Source organism: Streptomyces sp. NPDC005648, from assembly GCF_040605395.1.
Lineage (GTDB): Bacteria > Actinomycetota > Actinomycetes > Streptomycetales > Streptomycetaceae > Streptomyces.
The window spans coordinates 72257-96432 of record NZ_JBEXCS010000019.1 but is presented as its reverse complement, the minus strand read 5'-3'; the positions used below and the strand labels follow the sequence as shown (position 1 = coordinate 96432).

The 24176-nt window shown below is 71.8% G+C and carries 18 protein-coding genes, 1 tRNA gene and 2 pseudogenes; 2 read left to right on the top strand and 19 right to left on the bottom strand.

Annotation, left to right across the window (positions count from 1 at the left end; translation table 11 throughout):
- A complete protein-coding gene (locus ABZT17_RS14190; protein ID WP_356348037.1) occupies positions 1–243 on the bottom strand; it encodes a hypothetical protein in 243 nt (80 codons plus the stop codon).
- A gap of 79 nt (positions 244–322) precedes the next feature.
- Positions 323–1813: an MFS transporter gene (locus ABZT17_RS14185; protein WP_356348035.1), complete on the bottom strand. Its 1491-nt coding sequence runs from the start codon at positions 1811–1813 to the stop codon at positions 323–325.
- 216 nt (positions 1814–2029) lie between these two features.
- Between ABZT17_RS14185 and ABZT17_RS14180 the strand changes: the two genes are divergently transcribed.
- Positions 2030–2101: transfer RNA gene (locus tag ABZT17_RS14180), tRNA-Cys, on the top strand.
- Positions 2102–2202: 101 nt separating this feature from the next.
- On the opposite strand, the gene ABZT17_RS14175 is transcribed toward ABZT17_RS14180, so the two are convergent.
- The 10 genes and pseudogenes from ABZT17_RS14175 to ABZT17_RS14130 all read right to left on the bottom strand — a co-directional run bounded on the left by ABZT17_RS14175 (position 2203) and on the right by ABZT17_RS14130 (position 13197).
- On the bottom strand, positions 2203–3363 hold the full coding sequence (locus ABZT17_RS14175) for an SUKH-4 family immunity protein (RefSeq protein ID WP_356348032.1): 1161 nt from the start codon (positions 3361–3363) through the stop codon (positions 2203–2205).
- A gap of 143 nt (positions 3364–3506) precedes the next feature.
- A pseudogene (locus ABZT17_RS14170) lies at positions 3507–4072 on the bottom strand (AAA family ATPase).
- On the bottom strand, positions 4072–6384 hold the full coding sequence (locus ABZT17_RS14165) for a molybdopterin cofactor-binding domain-containing protein (protein ID WP_356348029.1): 2313 nt from the start codon (positions 6382–6384) through the stop codon (positions 4072–4074). The pseudogene ABZT17_RS14170 and the gene ABZT17_RS14165 overlap by 1 nt, the downstream one beginning before the upstream one ends.
- Positions 6381–8648, bottom strand: coding sequence for a 2Fe-2S iron-sulfur cluster-binding protein (locus ABZT17_RS14160; RefSeq protein WP_356348026.1), 2268 nt, complete (start codon positions 8646–8648; stop codon positions 6381–6383). The genes ABZT17_RS14165 and ABZT17_RS14160 overlap by 4 nt, the downstream gene beginning before the upstream one ends.
- Positions 8645–9538: an FAD binding domain-containing protein gene (locus ABZT17_RS14155; protein WP_356348024.1), complete on the bottom strand. Its 894-nt coding sequence runs from the start codon at positions 9536–9538 to the stop codon at positions 8645–8647. The genes ABZT17_RS14160 and ABZT17_RS14155 overlap by 4 nt, the downstream gene beginning before the upstream one ends.
- A gap of 290 nt (positions 9539–9828) precedes the next feature.
- Positions 9829–11469 (bottom strand): beta-N-acetylhexosaminidase, encoded by a 1641-nt coding sequence (locus ABZT17_RS14150; protein WP_356348021.1) that lies wholly within the window; start codon positions 11467–11469, stop codon positions 9829–9831.
- Between the two features lies 1 nt (position 11470).
- Positions 11471–11675 (bottom strand): annotated as a pseudogene (locus ABZT17_RS14145) (carbohydrate ABC transporter permease); the annotation flags it as partial.
- A gap of 61 nt (positions 11676–11736) precedes the next feature.
- Complete coding sequence (locus ABZT17_RS14140) at positions 11737–12342, bottom strand: RNA-guided endonuclease TnpB family protein (protein ID WP_356348019.1); 606 nt, start codon at positions 12340–12342, stop codon at positions 11737–11739.
- On the bottom strand, positions 12317–12595 hold the full coding sequence (locus ABZT17_RS14135; protein ID WP_356348016.1) for a DUF3039 domain-containing protein: 279 nt from the start codon (positions 12593–12595) through the stop codon (positions 12317–12319). Before ABZT17_RS14135 ends, ABZT17_RS14140 begins: the two co-directional genes overlap by 26 nt.
- A gap of 29 nt (positions 12596–12624) precedes the next feature.
- Positions 12625–13197, bottom strand: a complete 573-nt coding sequence (locus tag ABZT17_RS14130) for a YqgE/AlgH family protein (RefSeq protein ID WP_356348014.1) — start codon at positions 13195–13197, stop codon at positions 12625–12627.
- A gap of 253 nt (positions 13198–13450) precedes the next feature.
- Between ABZT17_RS14130 and murA the strand changes: the two genes are divergently transcribed.
- Positions 13451–14797 carry a UDP-N-acetylglucosamine 1-carboxyvinyltransferase gene (gene murA / locus ABZT17_RS14125; RefSeq protein WP_356348011.1) on the top strand — a complete coding sequence of 449 codons (1347 nt, stop codon included), beginning with the start codon at positions 13451–13453 and terminating at the stop codon, positions 14795–14797.
- Positions 14798–15352: 555 nt separating this feature from the next.
- Here murA and ABZT17_RS14120 read toward each other — a convergent pair.
- From ABZT17_RS14120 to ABZT17_RS14090, 7 genes are all read right to left on the bottom strand, one after another.
- Positions 15353–15634: an HU family DNA-binding protein gene (locus ABZT17_RS14120; protein WP_004000874.1), complete on the bottom strand. Its 282-nt coding sequence runs from the start codon at positions 15632–15634 to the stop codon at positions 15353–15355.
- 320 nt (positions 15635–15954) lie between these two features.
- A complete protein-coding gene (locus ABZT17_RS14115) occupies positions 15955–17367 on the bottom strand; it encodes an NAD-dependent malic enzyme (protein WP_356348007.1) in 1413 nt (470 codons plus the stop codon).
- Between the two features lie 303 nt (positions 17368–17670).
- Positions 17671–20295 (bottom strand): UvrD-helicase domain-containing protein, encoded by a 2625-nt coding sequence (locus ABZT17_RS14110; protein ID WP_356348005.1) that lies wholly within the window; start codon positions 20293–20295, stop codon positions 17671–17673.
- A 69-nt stretch (positions 20296–20364) separates the two neighbouring features.
- Positions 20365–21132, bottom strand: a complete 768-nt coding sequence (locus ABZT17_RS14105; protein WP_356348002.1) for a zf-HC2 domain-containing protein — start codon at positions 21130–21132, stop codon at positions 20365–20367.
- Between the two features lie 59 nt (positions 21133–21191).
- A complete protein-coding gene (locus ABZT17_RS14100) occupies positions 21192–21713 on the bottom strand; it encodes a sigma-70 family RNA polymerase sigma factor (protein WP_010039908.1) in 522 nt (173 codons plus the stop codon).
- Positions 21714–22052: 339 nt separating this feature from the next.
- Positions 22053–22652, bottom strand: a complete 600-nt coding sequence (locus ABZT17_RS14095; protein WP_356347999.1) for an ABATE domain-containing protein — start codon at positions 22650–22652, stop codon at positions 22053–22055.
- Between the two features lie 295 nt (positions 22653–22947).
- A complete protein-coding gene (locus ABZT17_RS14090; RefSeq protein ID WP_356347997.1) occupies positions 22948–24108 on the bottom strand; it encodes a uroporphyrinogen-III synthase in 1161 nt (386 codons plus the stop codon).
- Positions 24109–24176 lie beyond the last annotated feature (68 nt).

Below are 24176 nucleotides of genomic sequence, written 5' to 3'. Positions count from 1 at the left end.
TCATTCGCCGAGCCTCCGCAACAGCTCGGCATGCGCCCCGGCGAGCAGCTCCGCCACCCCCCGCACCGCGGCCGACTCCCGCGCCAACAGCTGCTCCACGGCGTCCACCACGATGTCCTCGGGAAGCCGACCGGTGGCGTCCGCGAGGTCGTCGAGCCGGTGGCGGAGGTCGGACGGGAGCTGAAGGGAGAGTGCAGGCGGGACGGCGGGCGGCAGGGCCGGCGGGAGGGGGATCTGGGACATGTCGACGAGGGTAGGAGCGGGCCCGGCCTCCAGGCGACCGCATTACGGCCGCCGGCCCCAGGCGACCGCGCTACCCATCTCACCGCTCCCGCAACCGCGTCGTCACCCACGCTCCGAACAGCGCCACCCCGGCCATCGGCAGGAAGACGGCGGTGAAGGCGGCCGGGTGGGAGGCGGTGCCGGACGCCTCGGTCGCCGTGTGTGTCACCGTGCCGCCGCCGAGAGCCGCGAAGGCCGCGCCGCCCGCTGCCAGGAGGACGACGTTGGAGAGCGCGTCGGAGATCTGGAGGGCGGCGGAGTTGGTGCCGGCCTCCTCGGGGGCGGAGAGATGCAGCAGGAGGACGCTGGAGGAGGAGATCACCAGGCCCATGCCGAAGCAGCCGAACGCCCAGACGACGGCGAGGGTCCAGGCGGGCACGGAGTCGATCAGCACACTGGGCGCGGCGGCGATGGCGGCGGCCACCAGAACCATCCCCAGTGTCATCAGACGTTCCCGGTACGGCTCCACCCGCGTCCGCGACTGCACCCATGAGCCCACCGCCCAGGTCACGCCCCCGGCCGCGAGCGAGAACCCGGCCAGCGTCGGCGTCAGCCCCCGCTCGGTGACCAGCATCAGTGGCACGAACGACTCGGCGGCGATGAACGACCCCGCGGCGACACCACGCAACAGCACGACGGACGGCAGCCCACGCGCCGCCCGGTAGGTGCCGCGCGGCAGCAGCCCGAGCACGGCGGGCACGAGCAGCGCGGCGCCGGCGACGCCGGGGACGAGGGAGAGCCGACGCAGGTCCTGAGCGGCGTACTGGAGGAGCCCGGCGCCGAGGGAGACACCGAGAGCGAGCCGGATACGACGCCGGTCGAAGGAGGGGCGGTCGGTGGGCGAGGCGGCGGCGCTGGATGTCCCGGCGCCTGACCGGTCGGCTGCGGCAGCGATCAGCGGTCCGCCGGCCCGCCGTCGTATCTGGGGAAGGGCGATCGCGAGCGGAAACACGACGAGCACCGGAATCCCGACGAACACCCACCGCCACCCGAGATGCTCGGTCACCGCCCCGGACGCGAGCGGCCCCACGATCGACGGTACGACCCAGCTCGCGGCGAACGCCGCCATGACGGCCGGCCGCAACCGCTCGGGGTAGGCCCGCCCGACCACGACGTACAAAGCGACGATCACCAGCCCACCGCCGAGCCCCTGCACGGCCCGCCCCAGGATGAACAGCCACATCGCGGACGCCGTCCCGGCCAGCAGCAGCCCCGCCGCGAAACATCCGATGCCCGCCGTCAGCGCCCCGACCGGCCCCCGCCGATCCGCCCACTGCCCCGCGAGCACCATCCCGAACAGACTGGTGGTGAAGTACCCGGAGAAGGCGAACGCGCACAGCGACAACCCGTCCAACTCCCGTGCCGCCACAGGCATCGCGGTCCCCACGGCGGTCGCCTCGAAGGCGATCAGCAGGACGACGGAGACGATCCCGACACTGAGCGCCCGATACCCCCGCCCCAGCACCCCCTGATCAGCGCTGCCCGCGCTCTCCTGTTCGACGGCGGCATCGCGCGGCTGAGAAACGGTCATGCCCGCCAGCGTAAGCCGCACCCCGGCAACCGCCCCCCGTCCGAAGCCCCGCCTGACCTGCGACCTTGGCCCTACATCGGCACCGCCGGCCACCTTTCATGAACGGCGTATGGCAGTCCCGTTGCAGCCCCCGGGATCCCCTTGAACCCCTCCCCCACCCCGCCATACCGTCATCTCACCGAGTTCGGACCGGAGACCGACCCTCCACCCCGACCCGGCCGTGTGCCCGAGTGGTTTAGGGACTCGCCTGCAAAGCGAGTTACGTGGGTTCGATTCCCGCCACGGCCTCTGGCTGGCTGTGCCGGCGCGGTGAAGGGCCATCCCCTCAGTGGGGGTGGCCCCTTTCGGCGTGCGGGGCTGTGGTGGGGAGTGCGAGGGGGGCGGGGCGGTTACAGTGCTCCGCCCGGCTCGTCCCTGAACCTCTCGGTCCAGTAGTGCCAGTCGGCCGGGGTCGTCGTGGCCGTGGGGTCGACCGAGGAGAGGACCTGGAGCATGGTCGCGGCCAGTTGGTCGTAGGCGTGGGTGGTGAGTTCGTGGGAGAGGTACTTGTCTATCTCGCGCTCTCGGTGGTGGAGCCAGAGGGTGAAGGCGAGGGTGGAGACGTCCGTGTTCAACGGGTACAGCTTCGCCTCGGGCTCGTGCCAGTTCAGGACCTCGCCGGTCGCGCCGTCCACCACCAGGCTGTTGTCCTCGACCAGGTGGCCCAGGCGGATCAAGTGGTCGGCGCGGGGCGGGAGTTCGAAGGGCGAGGTGGTGGCGCCGCGGTCGTCCGCCGCGTACTCGGAGAGGGGCTGGAGCGGGACGTCGGTGTCCATCTGGAAGAGGATCGTGGTCTCCGGCAGGCCCGTCTGGCGCAGGAAGCGGCGGGTCGGCTCGTGGGTGAGCGCGGACGGGAAGTCGACGTCCTCGAAGCGGGCCACGCGGGCGTGCCCGAACTCCTGGTCCAGGACGCGGGCGGGGATGTCCAGGGCGAGACCGGAGGTCGTGCCGGGGGTGGTGGCCAGGGCCAGGGGGCGGATCAGGGCGGCGGCCTTCCAGTACGGCGGGACCTCGCCGTCCGTGTCCCGCTCGAACAGGGCCAGCAGACGGCGGGACGCCTCGGCGGCCGCCTCCGTGCCGTGCCGGCCGGCGAAGGACGCGAACTGCCCCCGTAGATCCGCCAGTTCCTCGGTGACCCGGGCGAACCGCACCAGCACCTCCAGCGAGGGAGCGAGCGGGCGGTTCTCCATCAGCTCGAACAGATAGGCCGTGCTGATCTCGCCCGTGCCACCGTCGAGGAGGATCGACTCCGCGGCCATGCCGGCCGGCGCGAGCAACTCCCCTATCACCAGCCGGTCCCGCAGCTCCCGCGCCAGGTCCGGACCGCCGTCGACGGCCTCGGCCAGGGTGCGCAGGCCGTCGGTGCGCAGCGCCGCGAACGTCAGCAGCGCGCCGTCGCCGGGCAGTCCGGGCCCGGTCAGCCAGTCCCTGGTCGGCGCGTGCGTGACGTACGGATCGAGTTGGTCCTCGGTGAAGGTGATCGCCATGTCGGCGATGTCGGTCGTGCTCATCTGTTCCCCCGGATGTTCCTGCCCACAGACCCCGTGCGGGGCGCGGCTCACCGCCTGCCGTCTCCCGTGCGGGCCCGGCGGCCGTCCCCACTGACCAGAACACTACGCCTCGCCACTGACAACGGCCCCTCATCACAGGACGCTCAACGCACCCTCGCCCGTTGCCTTCCCGCGAGGATCGCCTCGACCGTCTCCCCCACGGTCAGCTCCGAGCTGTCCAGCCACAGACCGAGGCGAGGGGTCCGGGCCCGCAGCTCCGCGTCGAGTTCCGTCACCGTCCAAGCGCCGTATCCCGACTTCGCCCGCCCCGCCTCCCGCGCCGCGACCGTCTCCGGCCCCGGCGCCAGGACCACGACGTACAGCGGGCTGGTGCGGATCAGGTCGACGTAGGCCGTCAGCTCCTCGCCGAGCACCACGTCCTGGACGACCGCCGTGAAACCGGCCCGCGCGTACGCGTCCGCGGTCGCCGCCGACAGCCGGTACCTCAGCCGGAGCTGGGTTTCGGCCGCCCCGCCGGCGGCGGCCCCGGGGACGTACTCCCGCCGACCCGACACGATCATCCTGCGGAAGACGTCCCCCCGCACGTGTGCCGCTCGCGGCAGCCTCCCCCACTGCCTTAAAGGCGTGGGGGGACCCCCATCGCCAGAGCCTGCGCCACCGTCGACTTCCCGGACGCCATCACACCCGTGACGACGACCACACCGTCCATCAGGAGCGGTCCGTCACCACCGCCGCCTGCGGGCGGATCGGCAGGCGGTTCACGGGGCGGCCGGTCGCGGCGCGTACCGCGGAGGCGATGGCCGCCGGGGAGGTGACCACGGGCACGGCGCTGACCGCCTTCGCCCCGAAGGGCGCGACGACGTCCCGCTCCTCGACGAGCTTGACGATCCGGATGTCGGGCGCGTCCAGGGCCGTCGGCAGCGAGTAGCCGGTGAGGTCCGGGTGGCGGATCAGCCCGCGCGCGGTGCGCAGGTTCTCCGTCAACGCGATGCCCACGCCCTGGGTGACACCCGCCTCGATACGGGCGGCCAGCTGGGCCGGGTTGAGCACACGGCCGACGTCCTGGGCGAGCGCCAGCTCCACCACCCGTACCGAACCGAGCTCGATGTCGACGTCGACGACCGCGCGGATCGCGCAGAAGGCCATGCCCACGAAGGCGTCGCCCTGGCCGTGTTCGTCGAGCGGCTCGGTGGGGTGCGGGCGGCACTGGGCGGTCGCCCACAGCTCCTTGCCGTCCATCGCCTCGGTGACGGTGGTCGACAGGACGCCGTCGTACGAGGTGATCTTGCCGTCGGTGATCTGGAGCAGCTCGGTCGACATACCGAACTTGTGCGCCAGGGGCTGCAGCAGCTGGGTGCGGACCATCTTGGCCGCGCGTTCCACCGCGCCGCCGGACACCCAGGTGTGGCGGCTGCGGTTGCCCGCGCCGGCCGGGGGCTGGTCGGTGTCGACGGGGGCGACGTGGACCTCGTCGATGCCGAGGGTCTCCTGGACGATCTGGCGGGCGAGGGTGGTGAAGCCCTGGCCGGTCTCCACGGCCGCGCAGAGCACGGTCGCCACGCCGTCCTGGACCTTCACGGTCGCCGTGGAGACCTCGTCCGCGCCCTCCGCGCCGAGCATGTGCACCATGCCCAGGCCGTAGCCGACGCCCCGGCGCACCGCGCCCGGTTCGCCCGCGCCCTCGGGGCCGCCGGGCAGCAGCCACTCGTCCTCGGGGGTGTCCTTGGGCAGCGCGGGCAGCGGGAAGTCCCGTACCGCCTGCAGCAGTTCGGCGACGGGCGCGGGGCAGGTCACGGTCTGGCCGGTCGGGAGTACGTCACCGGTGGCCAGGGCGTTGCGCAGGCGCAGTTCGGCGGGGTCGGCGCCCAGCTTCTTGGCCAGCTTGTCCATCTGGGCCTCGTAGGCGGCGCACACCTGCATGGCGCCCTCGCCGCGTACGTGCCCGGAGGGCGGGTTGTTGGTGCGTACGGCCCAGCCCTCGATGAAGGCGTTGGGGACGATATAGGGGCCGCAGGCGAAGCCGACGGCCGCGGCGAGGGCCTCGGAGGAGGTGTCGGCGTACGCGCCCGCGTCCAGCAGGATCTGTGCCTCGACCTTCACCAGCTTGCCCTCGGCGTCGGCGTGGTGGCGGTATCTCAGCAGGGTGGGATGCCGGTGCGCGTGTCCCAGGAAGGACTCTTCGCGCGTCGCGGTGAGCTTGACCGGGCACTGGGTCTTCAGCGCCAGGAGCCCGAGCGGGAGTTGGAAGCCCTGGTCCTCGCGGTCGGCGGTGGCGCCGGGCACACCGGTGACGACGATCTTGACGCGCTCGGGTTCCAGTCCGTAGCAGGCGGCCGCCGTGTCACGGTCGGTGTGCGGGTCGGTGGAGGCCAGGTAGAGCTCCACCCCGCCGTCGGGGCGCGGGACGGCGAGGCCGGCCTCGGCGCCGATGGGGGCGGGGTCCTGGCGGCCGATGCGGTAGAGGCCCTCGACGACGATCTCGCCGACCGCGTCCGGGTCGCCGTGGCGCAGCGGGATGTGCCGGATCAGGTTGCCGTCGGGGTGCAGCGGCTCGGCCTCGAACGCCTGCTCGGGGTCGGTCACCGGGTCGAGGATCTCGTACTCGACCATGATGGCCGCGGCGGCCATGCGCGCGGTGTCGGGGTGGTCGGCGGCGACGGCGGCGATGGGCTCGCCGTGGTGGCGTACGACCTCGGACGCGAAGACCGGGCGGTCGGCCCTGCCTCGGCCGTGCCGGTCCACGCCCGGGACGTCCTCGTGGGTGACGACGGCCCGGACGCCGGGCATCTCGCGCGCGTGGGACGTGTCGATGTCCAGGATGCGCGCGTGCGGGTGCGGGGAGCGCAGTACGGCGGCCCACAGCAGGCCCTCGGCCCACAGGTCGGCCGCGTACGGGAAGGTGCCCTCGGTCTTGGCGCGGGCGTCGGCGGCCGGCAGGGACGCGCCGAGGCCGTGCGGCAGTGGCTCGGGGGCGGGTGCTGCCTCCGCGGCGGTGGTCGCGGTGGCGGCTTCGTTGCTCACGCCTGGCCTCCGTCCTGTCCGTACGCCTGGTCGTGCCGGCCCGCGGGGCCGGGGTTCATGGCTCCGGGTGCCTCGAACGCCGACGCGTGGACCCCGCCGGCTCCCGGACCCGCCTGGTGAGGAATACGCGCCTCGTCGCCGTCGTGTTCGGCGTCGGCGTGCGCCTCGCGTTCGGCGACGACTTCCTGGACGGCGTCGACGACGCCCCGGTAGCCGGAGCAGCGGCACAGGTTGCCGCACAGGGCCTGCCGGGTCTCCAGTTCGGTCGGCGCCGGGTTGCCCTCCAGCAGGTCGTGCACGGTCATCGCCATGCCGGGCACGCAGAAGCCGCACTGGACGGCTCCGCAGCGGGCGAGGGCGCGCTGCACGTCGGAGGGCCTGCCGTCCTCGGCGAGCCCTTCGACGGTACGGACCTCACTGCCGGCGGCGGTCACGGCGGGTACGAGGCAGGAGGCGACGAGGCGTCCGTCGACCTGGACGTTGCAGGCCCCGCACTCGCCCTGTGAGCAGCCGTCCTTGGCGCCCGCGAGACCCAGGCGCTCCCGCAGGACGTAGAGCAGCGACTCGCCGATCCAGGCGTCGGAGACGGGGCGTTCGACACCGTTGACGCGCAGGACGTAGGAGGCGAGGGGGTGTTCTTCGCCGGAGGGCGGGGGGCCCTGGTCCTCGGCGGTGTCGGGGGTGTCGGCGGCGGTGGAGCCGTCCTGGCCGGCGTCGGAGTCCGGGCGGGCCGAGGTGGCGGCGGAATCACTGCCGTCGGGGCCGGCGGACCCGGATCCGACGGCGGCGGGACCGGTCTGCGGGTCAGCGGACTCCTCGGCGTCCCGCGCACCCGACCCGCCGCCCACGCCCTCCGAGGCCCCCGCAAGCGCCTCTACGGCCCTCTCGGCGGCCTCTGCGGCCCCCTGGGCGCCCGCCGCCACCCCGGCGGCCTCACGGGCCTCGTGGGCGGCCTGCGAGGCGGCTACGGCCGCGTCGGACGCGGAGGCGTGGGAGCCGGTGTGCTCGGCGGCGCGGAAGGGGGCGGAGGGGTCGGCCGTGTGCGCTTCGGCAGTGCCCCCGGTGACGTGCTCGGCCGTGTGCGCCTGGGCGGCGTTCCCGCTGCCCGGTTCGCCCGTGAGAGGCCCACCCGTGGCTTCGGTGGCGCGGCTTTCCCTGAAGGCCGTACCCGCGCCGTCCGTCGCGTGCTCGCCCGTGAAGGCCGTGCCCGCGCCGTCGGTGGAGGGGCCGTCGCCCAGGGGGCGGCGGGGGGCGGCGGTCGTGTGGCCTGCGGTGCCGGGCCGTCCGGTGTGGTCGGCCGTCGGGGACTGGGGGGTCCGTGACCGCTCGGCCTGGTGCCCCGGCGCGTAGCCGGTGCCGTGCGCGGGCGTGTGGTCCGGCGTGGCGTGCTCGGTGCCGGTGTCCGGCGTGGGCCGTCCGGGCGTCGCGCCGGCGCGCGGGTGCCCGGCGCCGGACGTGGCCTCGTGAGCGTGCCCGGCGCCCACCGTGAACTCACCGGTGTGCCCGTGGGCCTGTCCGGTCTCCGGGGCGGGCACGTGCGCGTGGCCGGTGCCGGGCCGTGTCTCGTGCGGCCGCTCGGCCTCGGTCGCGGGTCCCGCCCCGTGCGTGTGCCCGACGCCGGCCTGGCCCCCGAACGTCTGCCCAGGGGCGATCCCGGCCCCCGCGGCCGCCTCATGGGGCTGCCCGGCCTCGCCCTCGGTGTCCTGCTGTCCCCACGGCTGCCCGGCGGCCCCCGTCGCCCAAGGGGCGGAAGCACCGCCCGGGAGGGTCGCCGGAGGGGTGCCGCCCCACTGCTGGACCAGGGACGACGTGGTGAACTCACCCGATTCGTCCGGGAGGTCGCCGTCGGCCACGGGGATCGACCACTGGCCGGTCACGTCGTGGCCCGGTGCCGGGGCGGCCTCGGGGGCGCGCGGCTCCTCGTAGGTCCAGTGCTGGGTGGCCGCGGGGTTGTACGTGAACTGGTCGTTCCCGGCGCCCTGGGGCACGGCTCCGGGGTCGGGCCACTGGCCGGCGTCGGCGGGGGCCGCCCAGGCGCCGGGGGCCGCGGGATCGGCGCCCGGGGTGGGCGTTATCTGCGGCGGGACATAGCCGTGCCCGCGCGCGGCCAGCGGACTGTCGGTGGAGGCGAGCAGCGCGTCGATGCCGCCCTCGGGGAGCTTCACGAAGGCGGTCGCGCCGTCGTCGTAGTCACCCTGGGGCAGCGGGTCCCAGCGGCCGCCGCTCTGGGGCGTGGTGCCCTCTCCGTGCTGTTCGTCGGTCACGACAGCGCCCTCCCCAGTGCTCGTCGGGCCAGCGCGGCGACGGTGCGCCGCAGGTGCAGTACGGCGGGCGGAAGCGTCGGTACGGTGCCGTCCGGCTCCGGGGCCGGATCGGGGATGCAGGCCGCGGCGACGTACTCCCCGAAGGCGTGCAGCGCCTCGGGGACGATCGCGCGGTTGTTGTCCCAGTCGATGAGCCGGGCGACCCACTGCTCGGCGTCCAGGGGGCGCAGCGGCATCGGCGCTATGGCACCGACGGCGCAGCGCACTCCGCGCCGCGCCGGGTCGAGGACCAGCGCGACGGAGGCCATCGCGCGGCCCGGTCCGGTGCGGCCGGTCGCCTTCAGGAAGACCTGCGGGGCGTGCAGCAGCGGCACGCGCACGAAGCCGATGAGTTCGCCGCCGCGCAGCATGTCCACACCGGCCAGCAGATGCGACACCGGGATCTCCCGGCGGGCTCCGCCCGGGCCCGCGATGATCAGTGTCGCCTCCAGTGCGGCCAGCACGGGAAGCGCGTCCCCGGTGGGTGCCGCCGTGGCGATGTTGCCGCCCAGGGTGCCCGCGTTGCGGATCTGCGGCGGGCCCGCGGCGCGCGCGGCGGCGGCGAGCGCCGGGATGAGTGCCGCGAAGTCGGGGCGGCCCATGCGCGCGTGGGTGAGGCCCGCGCCGAGCAGGGCGTGACCGTCCTGGTACTGCCAGCCGCGGATCTCGCTGATCCGCCCGAGCCCGACCAGTGCGGCGGGCCTGAGCTGTCCCGAGTTGACGGCGGCCATGAGGTCGGTGCCGCCCGCCACGGGCACGGCGGCGGGCACGGCGGCGAGCGCCGCCACGGCCTCGTCCAGCGTCGTGGGCAGCGTGACGGACTGCGCCGCCTGCGGTGCGTGCGTGGTCAAACCGGCTGCCCCTTCCCGCTGCCCCACCTGGTCCCACCTGTGTTGCCGTACGGTACGTGCTGACAGGGCGGACGTGGCAACTCTGGCACATCTTCGGGGCACCCGAAGACGGGGGTCCGCTACGAGGCATTCGCCCCCGCCACCAGGGAGATGGTCCGTTTTCGTACGGCATCACCGGTGCGCGCGATTTGCCACTCTTCGGTGATGCTTACGACGTTTTTCCACCGCTCGTTCGGGACGGCCGGTCGCCTGTTCGCGGGCTGCTCGTTCGTGCCCCGTCCGTTCGTGCCCTACCTGTTCGGGGGCGTGCCCTCGATCGGGCGGCCCGCCACGCCGGGCCGCCGCTGCCACGGGTGCGGTCCGGCCGGTGGCCGGTACCCGACGCCCATGGCGTCGAGCCGCCGGTAGTGGACCTCCATCCGGCGCTCGAAGCCGGCGAAGTCCCGCTCCCCGGGGGCGGGCAGGGAGCTCCACGCCACCTCCGCGAACGCGGCGAGCCTGGGGAAGGTCTGGTAGTCCACGCGCGCCTGGTCCTCCGTCACCTCGGTCCACACATTGGCCTGCGTACCGAGGACGTGGGCCGCCTCATCCGGCGTCAGTTCCGCCGGGACGGGCTCGAAGCGGTAGACGTCCTCCAGGGTGCGGACGTACCCGATGGGGACCGGCTCGTCGGGGCCCGCGGCCTGGCGGTGGTCCAAGTACACGTACTGCTCGGGGCACATGACGACGTCGTGGCCGGCCCGGGCGGCGGCCACCCCGCCGCCGTAGCCGCGCCACGAGGAGACGGCGGCGCCCTCCGCCAGGCCGCCCTCGAGAATCTCGTCCCAGCCGATGAGCCGACGCCCGCGCGCGGTCAGCCACTTGTCGAAGTGGCCGATGAACCACGCCTGCAGCCCGTCCTCGCCGGCGAGCCCGAGTTCCTCGATACGGGCCTGCGCGGTGGGCGACTGCTTCCACTGGTCCTTGAGGCATTCGTCACCCCCGACATGAAGGAACTCCGAGGGGAAGAGATCGAGCAGTTCCTCGAAGACCCCCTCGTAGAAGCGCAGGGTGTTGTCAGTGGGGGCGAGTACGTTTGCGGAGATCCCCCAGTTGTCCCAGACGGAGAGGGAGGTGCCCCCTTCATTGGACGCGGTGATGACGTCGGTGTTGCCGAGTTCCGGGTACGCGGCGATGGCGGCCTGCGAGTGTCCCGGTACGTCGATTTCCGGGACGACGGTGATATGCCGCTCGGCGGCGTAGGCGACGATCTCCCGGATGTCGTCCTGGGTGTAGAAGCCACCGTGCGGCTTCTCCTCCCACAGCGGTGAGGCCCGGTGGCCGAATTTGGTACGCGGCCGCCATGAGCCGATCTCGGTGAGGCGGGGGTACCGCTTGATCTCGATTCGCCAGCCCTGGTCGTCCGTCAGGTGGAAGTGGAAGACGTTGAGTTTGTGCGCGGCCATCAGGTCGAGATGGCGCAGGACGCCTTCCTTGGACGTGAAGTGCCGGGCCACGTCGAGCATGAGGCCGCGCCAGCGGAAGCGGGGCGCGTCCTCGACCGTGACATGGGGTACGGCCCAGGTCCGGTCGCGGTCGAGCGGTGCCCGGCGATAGGCGTCGGGGCCGAGGAGTTGCCGCAGCGTCTGGGCGCCGAGGAAGACACCCGCGGCACTGCCCCCGTCGATGAGGACACCGTCGTGGTCGCTGACGAGCCGGTACTCCTCCGGGTCCAGTGCCGGATCGAGTCGCAGACCGATGCCGTCGGGCTCGATGTCGTCGAGTTCCCGCCCCTCGCGCAGAGGCAGACCGGTCGCCTGCCACAGGACGCCGCGCAGCCAGTTCCCGACCCCCTCGGTGCCCTGGCCGGCATACAGCCGGGAGCGAGCGGTCAGCCGCGTCTCACCGGATCCTGCTACGACGCTGCGGGGCAGCGGAATCAGCTCAACCATGTCACTCCTTGACCGCTCCGCCCAGCCCCGAGACCAGCCGTCGCTGTACGAGTACGAAGAAGACCAGCAGGAAGTCGTTCCAGGCCGATATGAAGGAGAACACGCTCGTGGCCACGAGCCGCCTCCTCCAGCGCCTGGGGCACCGCCTTCACAAACCCCCGCAGCATCAAGATCGAAATGATCGCCAAACTGCCCGCGACAACTGGCCTGTTGACGAAATACCGACCAAAATCGTGCTGGGAACGGTATCCACGCACGAAGTGCCGATCACCGAGCTTGAGCTGTACTGCGAGACCTTGAAGTCCCAGTTGGCTTCTCCCCGCTCCCAAGGACCGAGGTTCCACGGGTCGCACCGTGGGTTTCCTGCTTCACAGCCGACCGCCCGCCCGGAGTGCTCCGTTGAGGTCTTACACCGGCTCCACAGGCCGACACCGCCAGCCCGGCGGCCAGAAGGTTGCATGCCGCGTTCACGTCCCGATCGTGGGTCGTACCGCAGCTCTCGCACGTCCACGTGCGGACGTTGAGCGGCATTCGCCCGGCGGGCGCGCCGCAGTGGGAGCACAACCGAGAGGAGGGAAACCAGCGGTCGACCGCGATCACTTCACGGCCGTACCACTCGGCCTTGTACTCCAGCATGCTCCGGAACTCCGACCACGCGGCATCGGAGATGGCGCGGGCCGATCTGCCGTTCCGCAGCAGGTTGCGAACGGCCAGGTCCTCGATCACGACCACTTGGTTGTCACGGACGAGTCGAGTGGTGATCTTGTGCAGTGCGTCCCGCCTACGGTCGGCTGAGGCACGCAGAACGCGCCTCAGGGGCCTCTCGAACCTCAGTCGGACAGCAGGTCTACTTGTCGCCGCCCTTGTCGCCACCGCCGGCGCCCATGGACTCGTAGATCTCCTTGCACATGGGACACACGGGGTACTTCTTCGGGTCGCGGCCCGGCACCCAGACCTTGCCGCAGAGCGCGACGACGGGGGTGCCGTCGAGGGCGCTCGCCATGATCTTGTCCTTCTGGACGTAGTGGGCGAAGCGCTCGTGGTCGCCGTCGCCGTGGGACACCTGTGGCGTCGGCTCTACGAGGGTCCCCGTACCAGTCCCGCGCTCGGGCTCAAGAGTGCTCATATCGCCAAGGGTACTGAAGCTCACAGCCATCAGTTGAGCGAAGGGTCGTCCGGGTAGGTGGCCACCATCGCGAGCTCGTTGCGCTGGCGGCGCAGGACCTCGCGCCAGAGTCTCTCCGGGGACGGGGAGGAGACGTCGCCGGGCTCGGACTCGACGACGTACCAGGCGCCCTCGGTCAGCTCGTCCTCCAGCTGGCCCGGGCCCCAGCCCGCGTATCCCGCGAAGATCCTCAGGGAGCCGACGGCCGAGGCGAGCAGTTCGGGCGGGGCCTCCAGGTCGACCAGTCCGATCGCGCCGTGGACCCGGCGCCAGCCGAGGGGAGCCCCGTCGACGGCGGAGCCGCCCGGGATGACGGCGACCCCGAGGGCCGAGTCCAGGGAGACCGGGCCGCCCTGGAAGACCACGCCGGGCTCGCCCGCCAGGTCCGCCCAGCCCTCCAGGATGTCGCCGACGTCCACCGGGGTGGGACGGTTGAGGACGACACCGAGGGAGCCCTCCTCGTCGTGGTCGAGAAGGAGCACCACCGCACGGTCGAAGTTCGGGTCCGCCAGGGCGGGCGTTGCCACGAGCAACCGCCCTGTGAGCGAGGACACCTCGGTCATGCCAGACATGATCCCGCATCCGCGCTCGGTGTGGGGAGGCAATGGGAGGAAGGGGGGTGAACGCAGCTCAGGCGGACGGGAGCACCCCGGGCGCACGCGGGGCCGCCGGTGACTTCATGTGCCCGGCGGGGAACCGTTCGTGTTGTGACAGAGCTATGACGGAGCTGAGGGGTACTCGGGCTTACGGAAGAGGGGTGGGCGGCGATTACCCTTTCCCTTCTGGCCCTGCCCGACTCATCGGAACGCGAGATACATGACCGTCAACGGCACTGACGACGTCCTGCTTGTCCACGGCGGAACCCCGCTGGAGGGTGAGATCCGTGTCCGCGGTGCGAAGAACCTCGTACCGAAGGCCATGGTCGCCGCCCTGCTGGGCAGCTCGCCGAGTCGACTGCGCAACGTTCCGGACATCCGAGACGTGCGTGTCGTACGCGGCCTGCTGCAGCTGCACGGGGTGACGGTCCGTCCGGGTGAGGAGCCGGGCGAACTGGTGATGGACCCCTCGCACGTCGAGAGCGCGAACGTCGCCGACATCGATGCCCACGCGGGTTCTTCGCGCATCCCCATCCTGTTCTGCGGCCCGCTGCTGCACCGTCTCGGGCACGCCTTCATCCCCGGTCTCGGCGGCTGTGACATCGGCGGCCGGCCGATCGACTTCCACTTCGAGGTGCTCAGGCAGTTCGGCGCGCGGATCGAGAAGCGCGCGGACGGGCAGTACCTGGAGGCGCCGCAGCGGCTGCGCGGCACGAAGATCCGGCTGCCTTACCCGTCCGTCGGCGCGACCGAGCAGGTGCTGCTGACGGCCGTACTCGCCGAAGGTGTCACCGAGCTCTCGAACGCGGCCGTGGAGCCGGAGATCGAGGATCTCATCTGCGTGCTGCAGAAGATGGGCGCCATCATCGCGATGGACACCGACCGCACCATCCGCATCACCGGTGTGGACAGCCTCGGCGGCTACAACCACCGCGCCCTGCCGGACCGTCTTGAGGCCGCCTCCTGGGCGTCCGCGGCGCTGGCGACCGAGGGCAACATCTACGTCCGCGGCGCCCAGCAGCGCTCGATGATGACGTTCCTGAACACCTACCGGAAGGTGGGCGGGGCGTTCGAGATCGACGACCAGGGCATCCGGTTCTGGCACCCCGGCGGCCAGTTGAAGTCCATCGCGCTCGAGACGGACGTCCACCCGGGCTTCCAGACGGACTGGCAGCAGCCGCTCGTCGTCGCCCTCACCCAGGCCACGGGCCTGTCCATCATCCACGAGACGGTGTACGAGTCCCGCCTCGGCTTCACCTCCGCGCTGAACCAAATGGGTGCTCACATCCAGCTGTACCGCGAGTGCCTGGGCGGCTCCGACTGCCGCTTCGGCCAGCGCAACTTCCTCCACTCGGCCGTCGTCTCCGGACCCACCAAGCTCCAGGGCGCCGACCTGGTCATCCCCGACCTCCGCGGCGGCTTCTCGTACCTCATCGCCGCCCTCGCGGCCCAGGGCACGTCCCGCGTCCACGGCATCGACCTCATCAACCGCGGCTACGAGAACTTCATGGAGAAACTCGTGGAACTCGGCGCAAAGGTCGAACTCCCTGGCAAAGCCCTCGGCTGACCGCCCCTTCAAAACTCCAGCCCCCGGCCCAGAACAACACACCCCGGGCCGGGGCCCCGGGGCCATCCCCCGGACAGAGCCCATAGAGCGGCACACCCCAAGATCGGAACCCCGGGCCGGGCCCCCGAACAGACGCAGCACGAACAAGCCCACGCCCCCCCGGCGCGAAGGCGGAACTTCCGGGCAACACCCTGGGCCGGCCCCCGCCTCATGACTCCCGGCTCCGGCTCAGGGCAGCACGCGCCCGGAGCGGGGTCCCAGGGGTCACACCCTGAACAGACGCAGCATGAACATGCCCGTGGAACTTCGTGCGCTGGCGGGATCGCCGGCAACGTCCTCGGGTGGACGTCGGCTCATGACATCAGCCAGCCCCCGGCTCAGGACAGCACGCCCCAAGATCGGGCCCCGGTGTGCCTCGGGCCGAGCCCGGGCTGGGGGGTGGTCTGGGGTGTTCGTGGGGGTACGACGATGGGGCGGTGCCCGAAGAGAGTTCGGGTGCCGCCCCATCGCACTGCCTACGTGCCTACACCGTCCCGTGAGGTGCAGACGGCAAGGTCACTTGCCCTTCGCCGCTTCCTTCAGCTTGCTGCCCGCGGAAACCTTGACGCTGTAGCCGGCCGGGATCTGGATCGGGTCGCCGGTCTGCGGGTTGCGCGCGGTGCGAGCGGCACGGTGGGTGCGCTCGAAGGTCAGGAAGCCGGGGATGGTGACCTTCTCGTCGCCCTTGGAGACGATGTCGCCCACAACCTCGGCGAACGCGGCCAGCACGGCGTCGGCGTCCTTGCGGGTCACCTCGGCGCGGTCGGCCAGCGCGGCCACCAGCTCACTGCGGTTCATGTTGTTACTCCCGTGTTCTTCTTGCCGTTGGGGTGTGCCACGCGGCTAAGCCGCACGCGAGGCACAGCGAAGCCGATGCGCTCGCGCCCAGGGACGCATCCTGCCCCTACCTGCTGCGGGAAAGCCAATCCGGCACCCGCTGGAGTCGTGAGAACACCCTTGGGTGTCACACGAAGAGAGGTCCCGAGCCTGGCCGACACGATAAACGTCGGCCAGGAGGGCCGGGTTCCACGACGCGCCGGTGCAAGGCCTTGCCGTGGCGATCCTCACAGCCTACGCATACCGCGCGGCGCGTCCACCGGAAGGCCCGGGGAGACCGACTAGGAGACCGTCGCCGCCTTCGCCGCCTCGCGCACCGCGCCGGCCACCGCGCCCGCGACCTTGTCGTTGAAGACGCTGGGGATGATGTAGTTCGGGTTGAGCTCGTCCTCGGTCACCACGTCCGAGAGGGCGGTCGCGGCGGCGAGCATCATGTCCGTGTTGACGGTGCGGGACTGGGCGTCCAGCAGACCGCGGAAGACACCCGGGAAGACCAGCACGTTGTTGATCTGGTTCGGGAAGTCGGAGCGGCCGGTGGCCACCACGGCCGCCGTCTCCCGGGCGATCGCGGGGTCGACCTCGGGGTCCGGGTTCGCGAGCGCGAACACGATGGCGCCCTCCGCCATGGCGGCCACGTCCGTGCCGTCCAGGACGTTCGGGGCGGAGACGCCGATGAACACATCGGCTCCGCGAACGGCTTCCTTCAGCGTGCCGGTGAGCCCCTCGGGGTTGGTGTTGTCGGCGATCCAGCGCAGCGGCGAGTCGACGGCGGCCTCGCGCAGATCGTCGCGGCCGGAGTGCACGACACCGTGGATGTCGGCGACGACCGCGTTCTTCACCCCCGCGGCGAGCAGCAGCTTGAGGATGGCCGTACCGGCCGCGCCGGCACCGGACATGACGACCCGGATGTTCTCAATCGCCTTGCCGGTGACGCGAAGTGCGTTCTTCAGGGCGGCCAGGACGACGATCGCGGTGCCGTGCTGGTCGTCGTGGAAGACGGGGATGTCGAGGGCCTCGCGCAGCCGCGCCTCGATCTCGAAGCAGCGCGGCGCGGAGATGTCCTCCAGGTTGATGCCGGCGAACCCGGGGGCGATCGCCTTCACGATCTCGACGATCGCGTCGGTGTCCTGGGTGTCGAGGCACAGCGGCCAGGCGTCGATGCCGGCGAACCGCTTGAACAGGGCCGCCTTGCCCTCCATGACCGGGAGGGCGGCCTTCGGGCCGATGTTGCCGAGGCCCAGCACGGCGGAGCCGTCCGTCACGACCGCAACGGAGTTGCGCTTGATGGTGAGGCGGCGGGCGTCCTCGGGGTTCTCGGCGATCGCCATGCAGACGCGGGCCACGCCCGGCGTGTAGATCATGGACAGGTCGTCACGGTTGCGGATGGGGTGCTTCGACGCCATCTCGATCTTGCCGCCGAGGTGCATCAGGAACGTACGGTCGGAGACCTTGCCGAGGGTGACGCCCTCGATGCCGCGCAGTTCGGTGACGATCTCGTCGGCGTGCGCGGTCGAGGTGGCCGCGATGGTGACATCGATCCGGAGCTTCTCGTGCCCGGAAGCGGTGACGTCGAGGCCGGTCACCGAGCCTCCGGAGGACTCCACGGCGGTGGTGAGCTGCGAGACTGCGGTTCCGCTCGCGGGCACCTCCAGCCGGACCGTCATCGAGTAGGAGACGCTGGGCGCCGTTGCCATGGCCGACTTCCTCTTTCGCCTTTGACGCTGTGTGCCGTCCGATGGTCGCACCTACTGTCGAGTAGGCGTTAGCCGCGCCGGATTGCGGACTTTTTGTTCACAGCGCGAAGAGGCCCGCGCCACCTCTCGGTGACGCGGGCCTCCCACACGGTCAGTGACACCGACCCGCCATGCTCGCCTCGCGGCAAGTGGTCCCTCTGAGGGACGAAGGTTGGGCCCGGGGGCTTGGATCGGGCCGGTGTCACACCCAGGCTAACAAACGGATCCCGTCAGACCATTCCCGTCACGAGAGTTCATCTCCTTCTAATCTCTGAGCAGATCCGGCACACCGTCGCCGTCCGGCTGGTCCCGCTCGCCCGAGACGATCGTGAGCTGCTGGGTCGCCCGGGTGAGGGCGACGTACAGCACACGGAGTCCGGCCGGGGACTCGTCGGCGATCTCCGCGGGCGAGACGACGACCGTGGCGTCGTACTCCAGGCCCTTCGCCTCCAGGCTGCCGAGCGCCACCACACGGTCCCCGAGCCCGGCCAGCCACCGCGCGGCCTCCTCGCGCCGCTGCATGGCGACGACGACGCCGACGGTGCCGTCGACCCGGTCGAGCAGCCGGGCGGCCTCCTGGCGGACGGTCTGGGCGAGGGAGTCGTGTACGGAGGCGAAGCGGGGTTCCACGCCGGTGGACCGTACGGCCGAGGGGGACTTGGAGCCGGGCATGGCGAGGGCGAGCACCTTGGCGGCGAGTTCGGCGATCTCGGCGGGGTTGCGGTAGTTCACCGTCAGCTCGAAGCGGCGGCGGGGGCGGGTGCCGAGCGCCTCGTCGCGGGCCTCGGCCGCCTCCTCCGGATCCGACCACGACGACTGGGCGGGGTCGCCGACCACCGTCCAGGTGGCGTGCCGCCCGCGCCTGCCGACCATGCGCCACTGCATCGGCGTGAGGTCCTGGGCCTCGTCCACGATCACATGCGCGTACTCGGTGCGCTCCTGCGCCAGCCGCTCGGCGCGCTCGCGCTGTGACTCCTCGCGCACCGGCATCAGCTCTTCGAGGCCGGTCAGCTGGTCCAGCGGGTCCAGCTCGCGCCGCTTCCTGGGGCGGGCGGGGGCGCCGAGGACGGCCTGGAGCTCGTCGAGCATGGCGATGTCGTGCACGGAGTACCCGTCGCGCCGCAGGGAACGGGCCACCCGCCGCACCTCACCCGGATTGAGGATCCGCCGGGCCCATCTGCCGAGCCGCCGCTCGTCGGCCATCGCGTCGAGCACGGCCTTCGGCGTCAGCTCGGGCCACCAGGCGTTCAGGAACTCGATGAAGGAGTCCTCCGACACGATGTCCTCGTCGAAGGAGGAGCGCAGTTCCGCGGCCAGCTCCGGGTCGGTGTGCCGGCCGGCGGCACCGGACCGCTCCCACAGCGCGTCGAGGAGCAACTTGCGCGCACGCGGACGCAGCAGGTTGACCGGGGCGGTTCCGCCCAGGGCGGTACGGCGGACACGTTCCAGCGCGTCCGCCTCCAGCTCCAGCCGGCGGCCGAAGGCGACGACACGCAGACGGGTGGGCGGGCCGGAGGGAGCGGCCGGACCCTCGTCCTCCCCGAAGGCGAGCTGCCGGGAGGCGGGAGCCTTCGCGGCCCCGGAGTCGTCCGCGGCCGGGCGGGCGTCCCTGACCGCACCGGCCTCTCTCGCCGCGTCGGCGTCGGTCCGGGCTGAAGCCGCGGAAGCGTCGGGCCGCTCTGCCGTCGCAGCACCCCCGTCCGTCCCGTCTGCCCCGCCGACCCTTCCCGGCGCGCCCGACCTGCCTGCACCGCCTGCCCCGCCTGGCGCGCCGGCCCTGCCTGCACCGCCTGGCGCGCCCGCCCTGCCTGCACCGGCCTGCGTGCCTGCCCCGCCCGCCCCCAGCTCCAGCGCGCCCCGCGCCGCCTTCCGCAGCACCCTGAGCATGCGGTACGAGCCCTTGGCGCGGGCCGTGGCCGGGGAGTCGTAGAGCGTGGCCTCCGCGCCGTCGACCAGGGAGCCGATCGCGCGGATGGCGACCTGGCCCTCCTCGCCCAGCGACGGCAGGACGCCCTCGGTGTACGCGACGAGCAGGGGGGTCGGGGAGACGATGAGGATGCCTCCGGAGTACCGGCGACGGTCCTGGTAGAGGAGGTACGCGGCGCGGTGCAGCGCGACGGCCGTCTTGCCGGTGCCCGGGCCGCCCTCGACGTACGTCACCGACGCGGCGGGGGCTCGGATGACCAGGTCCTGCTCCGCCTGGATGGACGCCACGATGTCCCGCATGGTGTGGCTGCGGGCCTGGCCGAGCGCGGCCATCAGGGCGCCGTCGCCGACGGCGGGCAGCTCGTGGCCGTCGAGGAGGGCCGTGAGCTCGGGCCGCATCAGGTCGTCCTCGACGCCGAGGACCCGGCGGCCCTTGGAGCGGATGACCCGGCGGCGCACGACCCGGCCGGGGTCGACGGGGGTGGAGCGGTAGAAGGGGGCGGCCGCGGGCGCCCGCCAGTCGATCACCAGCGGCGCGTACTCGGCGTCCAGGACACCGATGCGGCCGATGTGCAGGGTCTCGGCGATATCGGCCGTACCGTCCTCACGGACGGCCCCTTCGGCCGGTTCCACGGCGGTGTAGGCGCCGTCGGGCCCCTTCTTGCCGTCCCTGCCGAGGAGCAGGTCGATCCGGCCGAAGAGGAAGTCCTCGAACTCGTTGTTGAGGCGGTTGAGGTGGACGCCGGCCCGGAAGACCTGGGCGTCCCGCTCCGCGAGCGCGCCGGGCGTGCCGACCTGGCCCCGTTTGGCCGCGTCGTTCATCAGGAACTCGGCCTCGTGGATCTTCTCCTCGAGGCGCCGGTACACCCGGTCGAGATGTTCCTGTTCGACGCTGATCTCTCGGTCCCGTACGGAGTCGTGATCCGAGCCGACCGCGGTTTCCTGCTGAGCCTGAGCGGCCACCGGGCCCCCTTCTGACGTGCTGGGCAGCCGTCAACCGTACGCGAAGGGGACCCGGTATAGCTACGAAAGCTACGCGTCGACCTGGACGAGCTTCTTGCCGTCGAAGGTCATGATCTCGAAATGGTCGATCTCATTGGGCTTGAAGGCGGCGCCACCCTGCGCGTACAGGGGTGCCTTGGCCTCTACGGTCTTGGCGTTCGGGATGCCGTAGCCCCACTTCGGGACCGCCCAGGTGGACATCGTCTCGCGCTCGCCGTTCTTGCCGACGGCGATGAGGGAGCACTTCAGCGGACCCTTGACGTTGCTGAGTTCCACGACACCCCAGGTGCCCCAGTCCTTCTGCTCCATCGCCACGGTCGCCTTGACCTTGGTGGAGGGGTCCGTCGCCGAGACCTTGTCGCTCAGGGTGCCGAAGGCCGCCTTTGCCCCGGTGGTCTGCGGTGTGGCGGTGTTGTTGGTGGTGCCGGAGTCGCCTCCGTTCACGGCCATCACCGTCAGCGGTCCGCCGATGATCAGTGCGGCCGCGGCGGCGACCAGATAGAAGCCCTTGCGGCGCTTCACGGCCCGGCGTTCGGCGACCTCGTCCACGAGCTTCTCCGCGAGCCGTGGGCTGGGCCGTGCGGAGAGGGACTCACCGATGGCGGGCGTACCGGCTCCGGGCAGGTCGGCGAGGGCGGCCAGCATGGGCTCCATCCCGGCGAGCTCGTCGAGCTGCCGGGCACACCACTCGCAGGTCGCGAGGTGTGCTTCGAAAGCGGTTGCCTCGGCGTCGTCGAGAATGCCGAGGGCGTAGGCACCGACCGTTTCGTGTTCGCTCGGGCCCGGAGATCCCATCATGGAGCCAGACATACCCGAACCACCTGTGCCGAATCCCTGGTTTCCCCCGTAAACACTCATCACGCCGTCACCCCCCGCTCCTCCAGTGCGAGCTTCATCGACCGCAGGGCATAGAAGACCCGCGAGCGCACCGTGCCGCTGGGAATGCCCAGCGTCTCGGCCGCTTCATTGACCGTACGCCCCTTGAAATACGTCTCGACGAGCACCTCCCGGTGGGCCGGGGTCAGGTCGTCCAGCGCGTCCGACAGCGTCATCAACCACAGCGCCTTGTCGATCTCGTCCTCCGCGGGGATGACCTCCAGCGGCGACGGATCGACCTCCTGCGGCCGGGCCTGCCGGCTGCGGTGGCCGTCGATGACGATGCGCCGAGCGACCGTCACCAGCCAGGGGCGTACCGATCCGGTCGCTCGATTGAGCTGACCGGCGTTCTTCCAGGCACGGATGAGCGTTTCCTGGACCACGTCCTCGGCGCGCTGCCGGTCTCCGGCGACCAGGCGCAGTACATAAGCAAGGAGAGGTCCGGCGTGCTCCCGGTACAGGGCACGCATCAGCTCCTCATCAGGTTCCGAGGGCTGGGACATGCGATGTCGGGCCCTCGATCCACGTTCATTGGCCACGACGGAATCCTTGCGCACGCCCACCTCCGATGTCCGGGGGTTCCCCCGTTCGGTCGCTCGTGCACAGGTACGGATGTGGTGCGCGTCATGTTCAAAGCGCGACGACAGTTTTCTTCGGGGTGTCGTGACGAGAGGGACATGAGAGCACATTCCCCCCGCGCGATCTTTACATATCCGCCACATCGGCAAGATCAGGCCAGCTGCCCGAGGGTTGACGGTGCCAAACGGAGTGTTGCCGAAATCACTTCAACATCTTAAGACACCACACCGTCCCAGACCTCACAGAAGATACATACCGGACAGCTAGGCGCGGGTGAGAGCGGCTCTACGACGGTGTCGGGCGACCCTTTCCCGGTTCCCGCAGACCTCACTGGAGCACCAGCGCCTCCTGCGCCCCCGGGACGAATCGACGTAGACGATCGGGCAGTTGTCCCCCTCGCACTGCCGCAGCCCCGCTCTGGCGACGGGATCGGTGAGCAGTTCCACGGCGTCCCTGGCGATGGCGCCGAGCAGCGCGGCGCACTCGGGCGGCCCGTCCAACTCCCGTACCAGCGCCCCGTCCTCACCCCGGACGGCCCGGGGCGCCGGCGGCGCGACGAGGGCGAGCAGGTTCACCCGGGCGAGCGCCAGGTCGTACGACGGCCTGGGTACGGCGGACATGAGCCCGCCCCGCACCAACTGCCCGACCTGTCCCCGCAGTTCACGGAAGCCGACCAGCCACGATCCGTCGGCGTGCGCCAGCGGGGTGTCCGGCGGCACCAGGCCGGCCCCCCTCACCCACGCGCACAACACCTCGACGGAGTCGAAGCGTTCCTCGGGGTGGGTGGTCGCGAGGAGATCGAGGCAGATCCGTCCGGCGTCGAACCGCAGCTCGTACGGGACCGTGGCCGTACCCAGTGCCATGTGCCTGTCACCGCCTAGGGGTTACCAGGGGCAGGGGAACCGTTCCCTCTAACAGTGCCTTCCCACTGGTGCGGCCGGAAGACCTCGTCGGACCCACACTTGCCCGACCGCACGGCCCACACCGGCCGGCGCATCTCGACGCCGGTCCGGACAATTCAGCCCGTCTGGGGGTGCCCCCTCTGGGGGAGCTTGAGGACGAGGCCGTTCAGGCCGAAAGCGGGGGGCCTGGGGGGCGGCAGCCCCCCCGGATACGCCCACCCCGACACCGCGCACATCACAACGCCGGGTGCCTGGCTCACACGTCCGCGTACTTCGCGTCCGCCGCCGGATCCAACGCCAGCCGATACCCCCGCTTCACCACCGTCTGGATCAGCTTCGGCGCACCGAGCGCCGTCCGCAGCCGGGCCATCGCCGTCTCCACGGCGTGTTCGTCGCGCCCGGCGCCGGGCAGCGCGCGCAGCAGCTCCGCGCGGGCCACCACCCATCCCGGACGCCGGGACAGCGCCCGCAGCAGGGACATCCCGGCCGGCGGTACCGGCTTGAGCTCGCCGTCGACGAGGACCGCGTGCCCCCGGATCTCCACCCGGTGCCCGGCGATCGGAAGAGAACGCGCCCGCCCCGGAAGCTCCTGGCACAGCAGCTGGACGAGCGGGCCGAGCCGGAAGCGCTCCGGCTGGACCGTGTCGACGCCCCGTGCCTGGAGCGGCAGCGCGGTGACCGGTCCGACACACGCGGGCAACACGTCATGGTGGAGGGCGGCGAGCAGCTCGGGCAGCAGTCCCCGCTCCTCCGCCCGGCTCAGCAGGGACACGGCGGCGGGCGCGCTGGTGAAGGTGATCGCGTCCAGGCCCCGCGAGACCGCCGCGTCCAGCAGCCGGTCCACCGGCGCGATGTCCTCCGGCGGCATCCAGCGGTACACCGGCACCCCGACGACCTCGGCCCCGGCCACCCGCAGCGCCTCCACGAACCCCGGCAGCGGCTCGCCGTGCAGCTGGATGGCGATACGGCGCCCGTCGACCCCCTCCTCCAGCAGCCGGTCCAGCACCTCCGCCATGGACTCGCTCGACGGCGACCAGTCCTCGGTGAGCCCGGCGGCACGGATCGCCCCCTTCACCTTGGGTCCGCGGGCGAGCAGCTCCACCCCCCTGAGCCGTTCCAGCAGCTGCTCCCCGAGCCCCCAGCCGTCGGCGGCCTCGACCCATCCGCGGAACCCGATGGCCGTGGTCGCGACCACCACGTCAGGCACCTGGTCGATCAGATCCTTCGTCGCCGCGAGCAGTTCGCTGTCGTCGGCGAGCGGCACGATACGCAGGGCGGGTGCGTGCAGGACGGCGGCTCCCCGTCGCTGCAGCAGCGCGCCCAGCTCGTCGGCGCGGCGTGCGGCCGTCACGCCCACGGTGAAACCGGCGAGGGGCCCGTGCTCCCCCGTCTCCGGTCGCTGCTGTTCGTCGTACATGGCTCTCGTCCCGAACTCGAGTCGTTGTACATGCGGGTACGGCGGTACCCACATGCCGAACGAGCCTG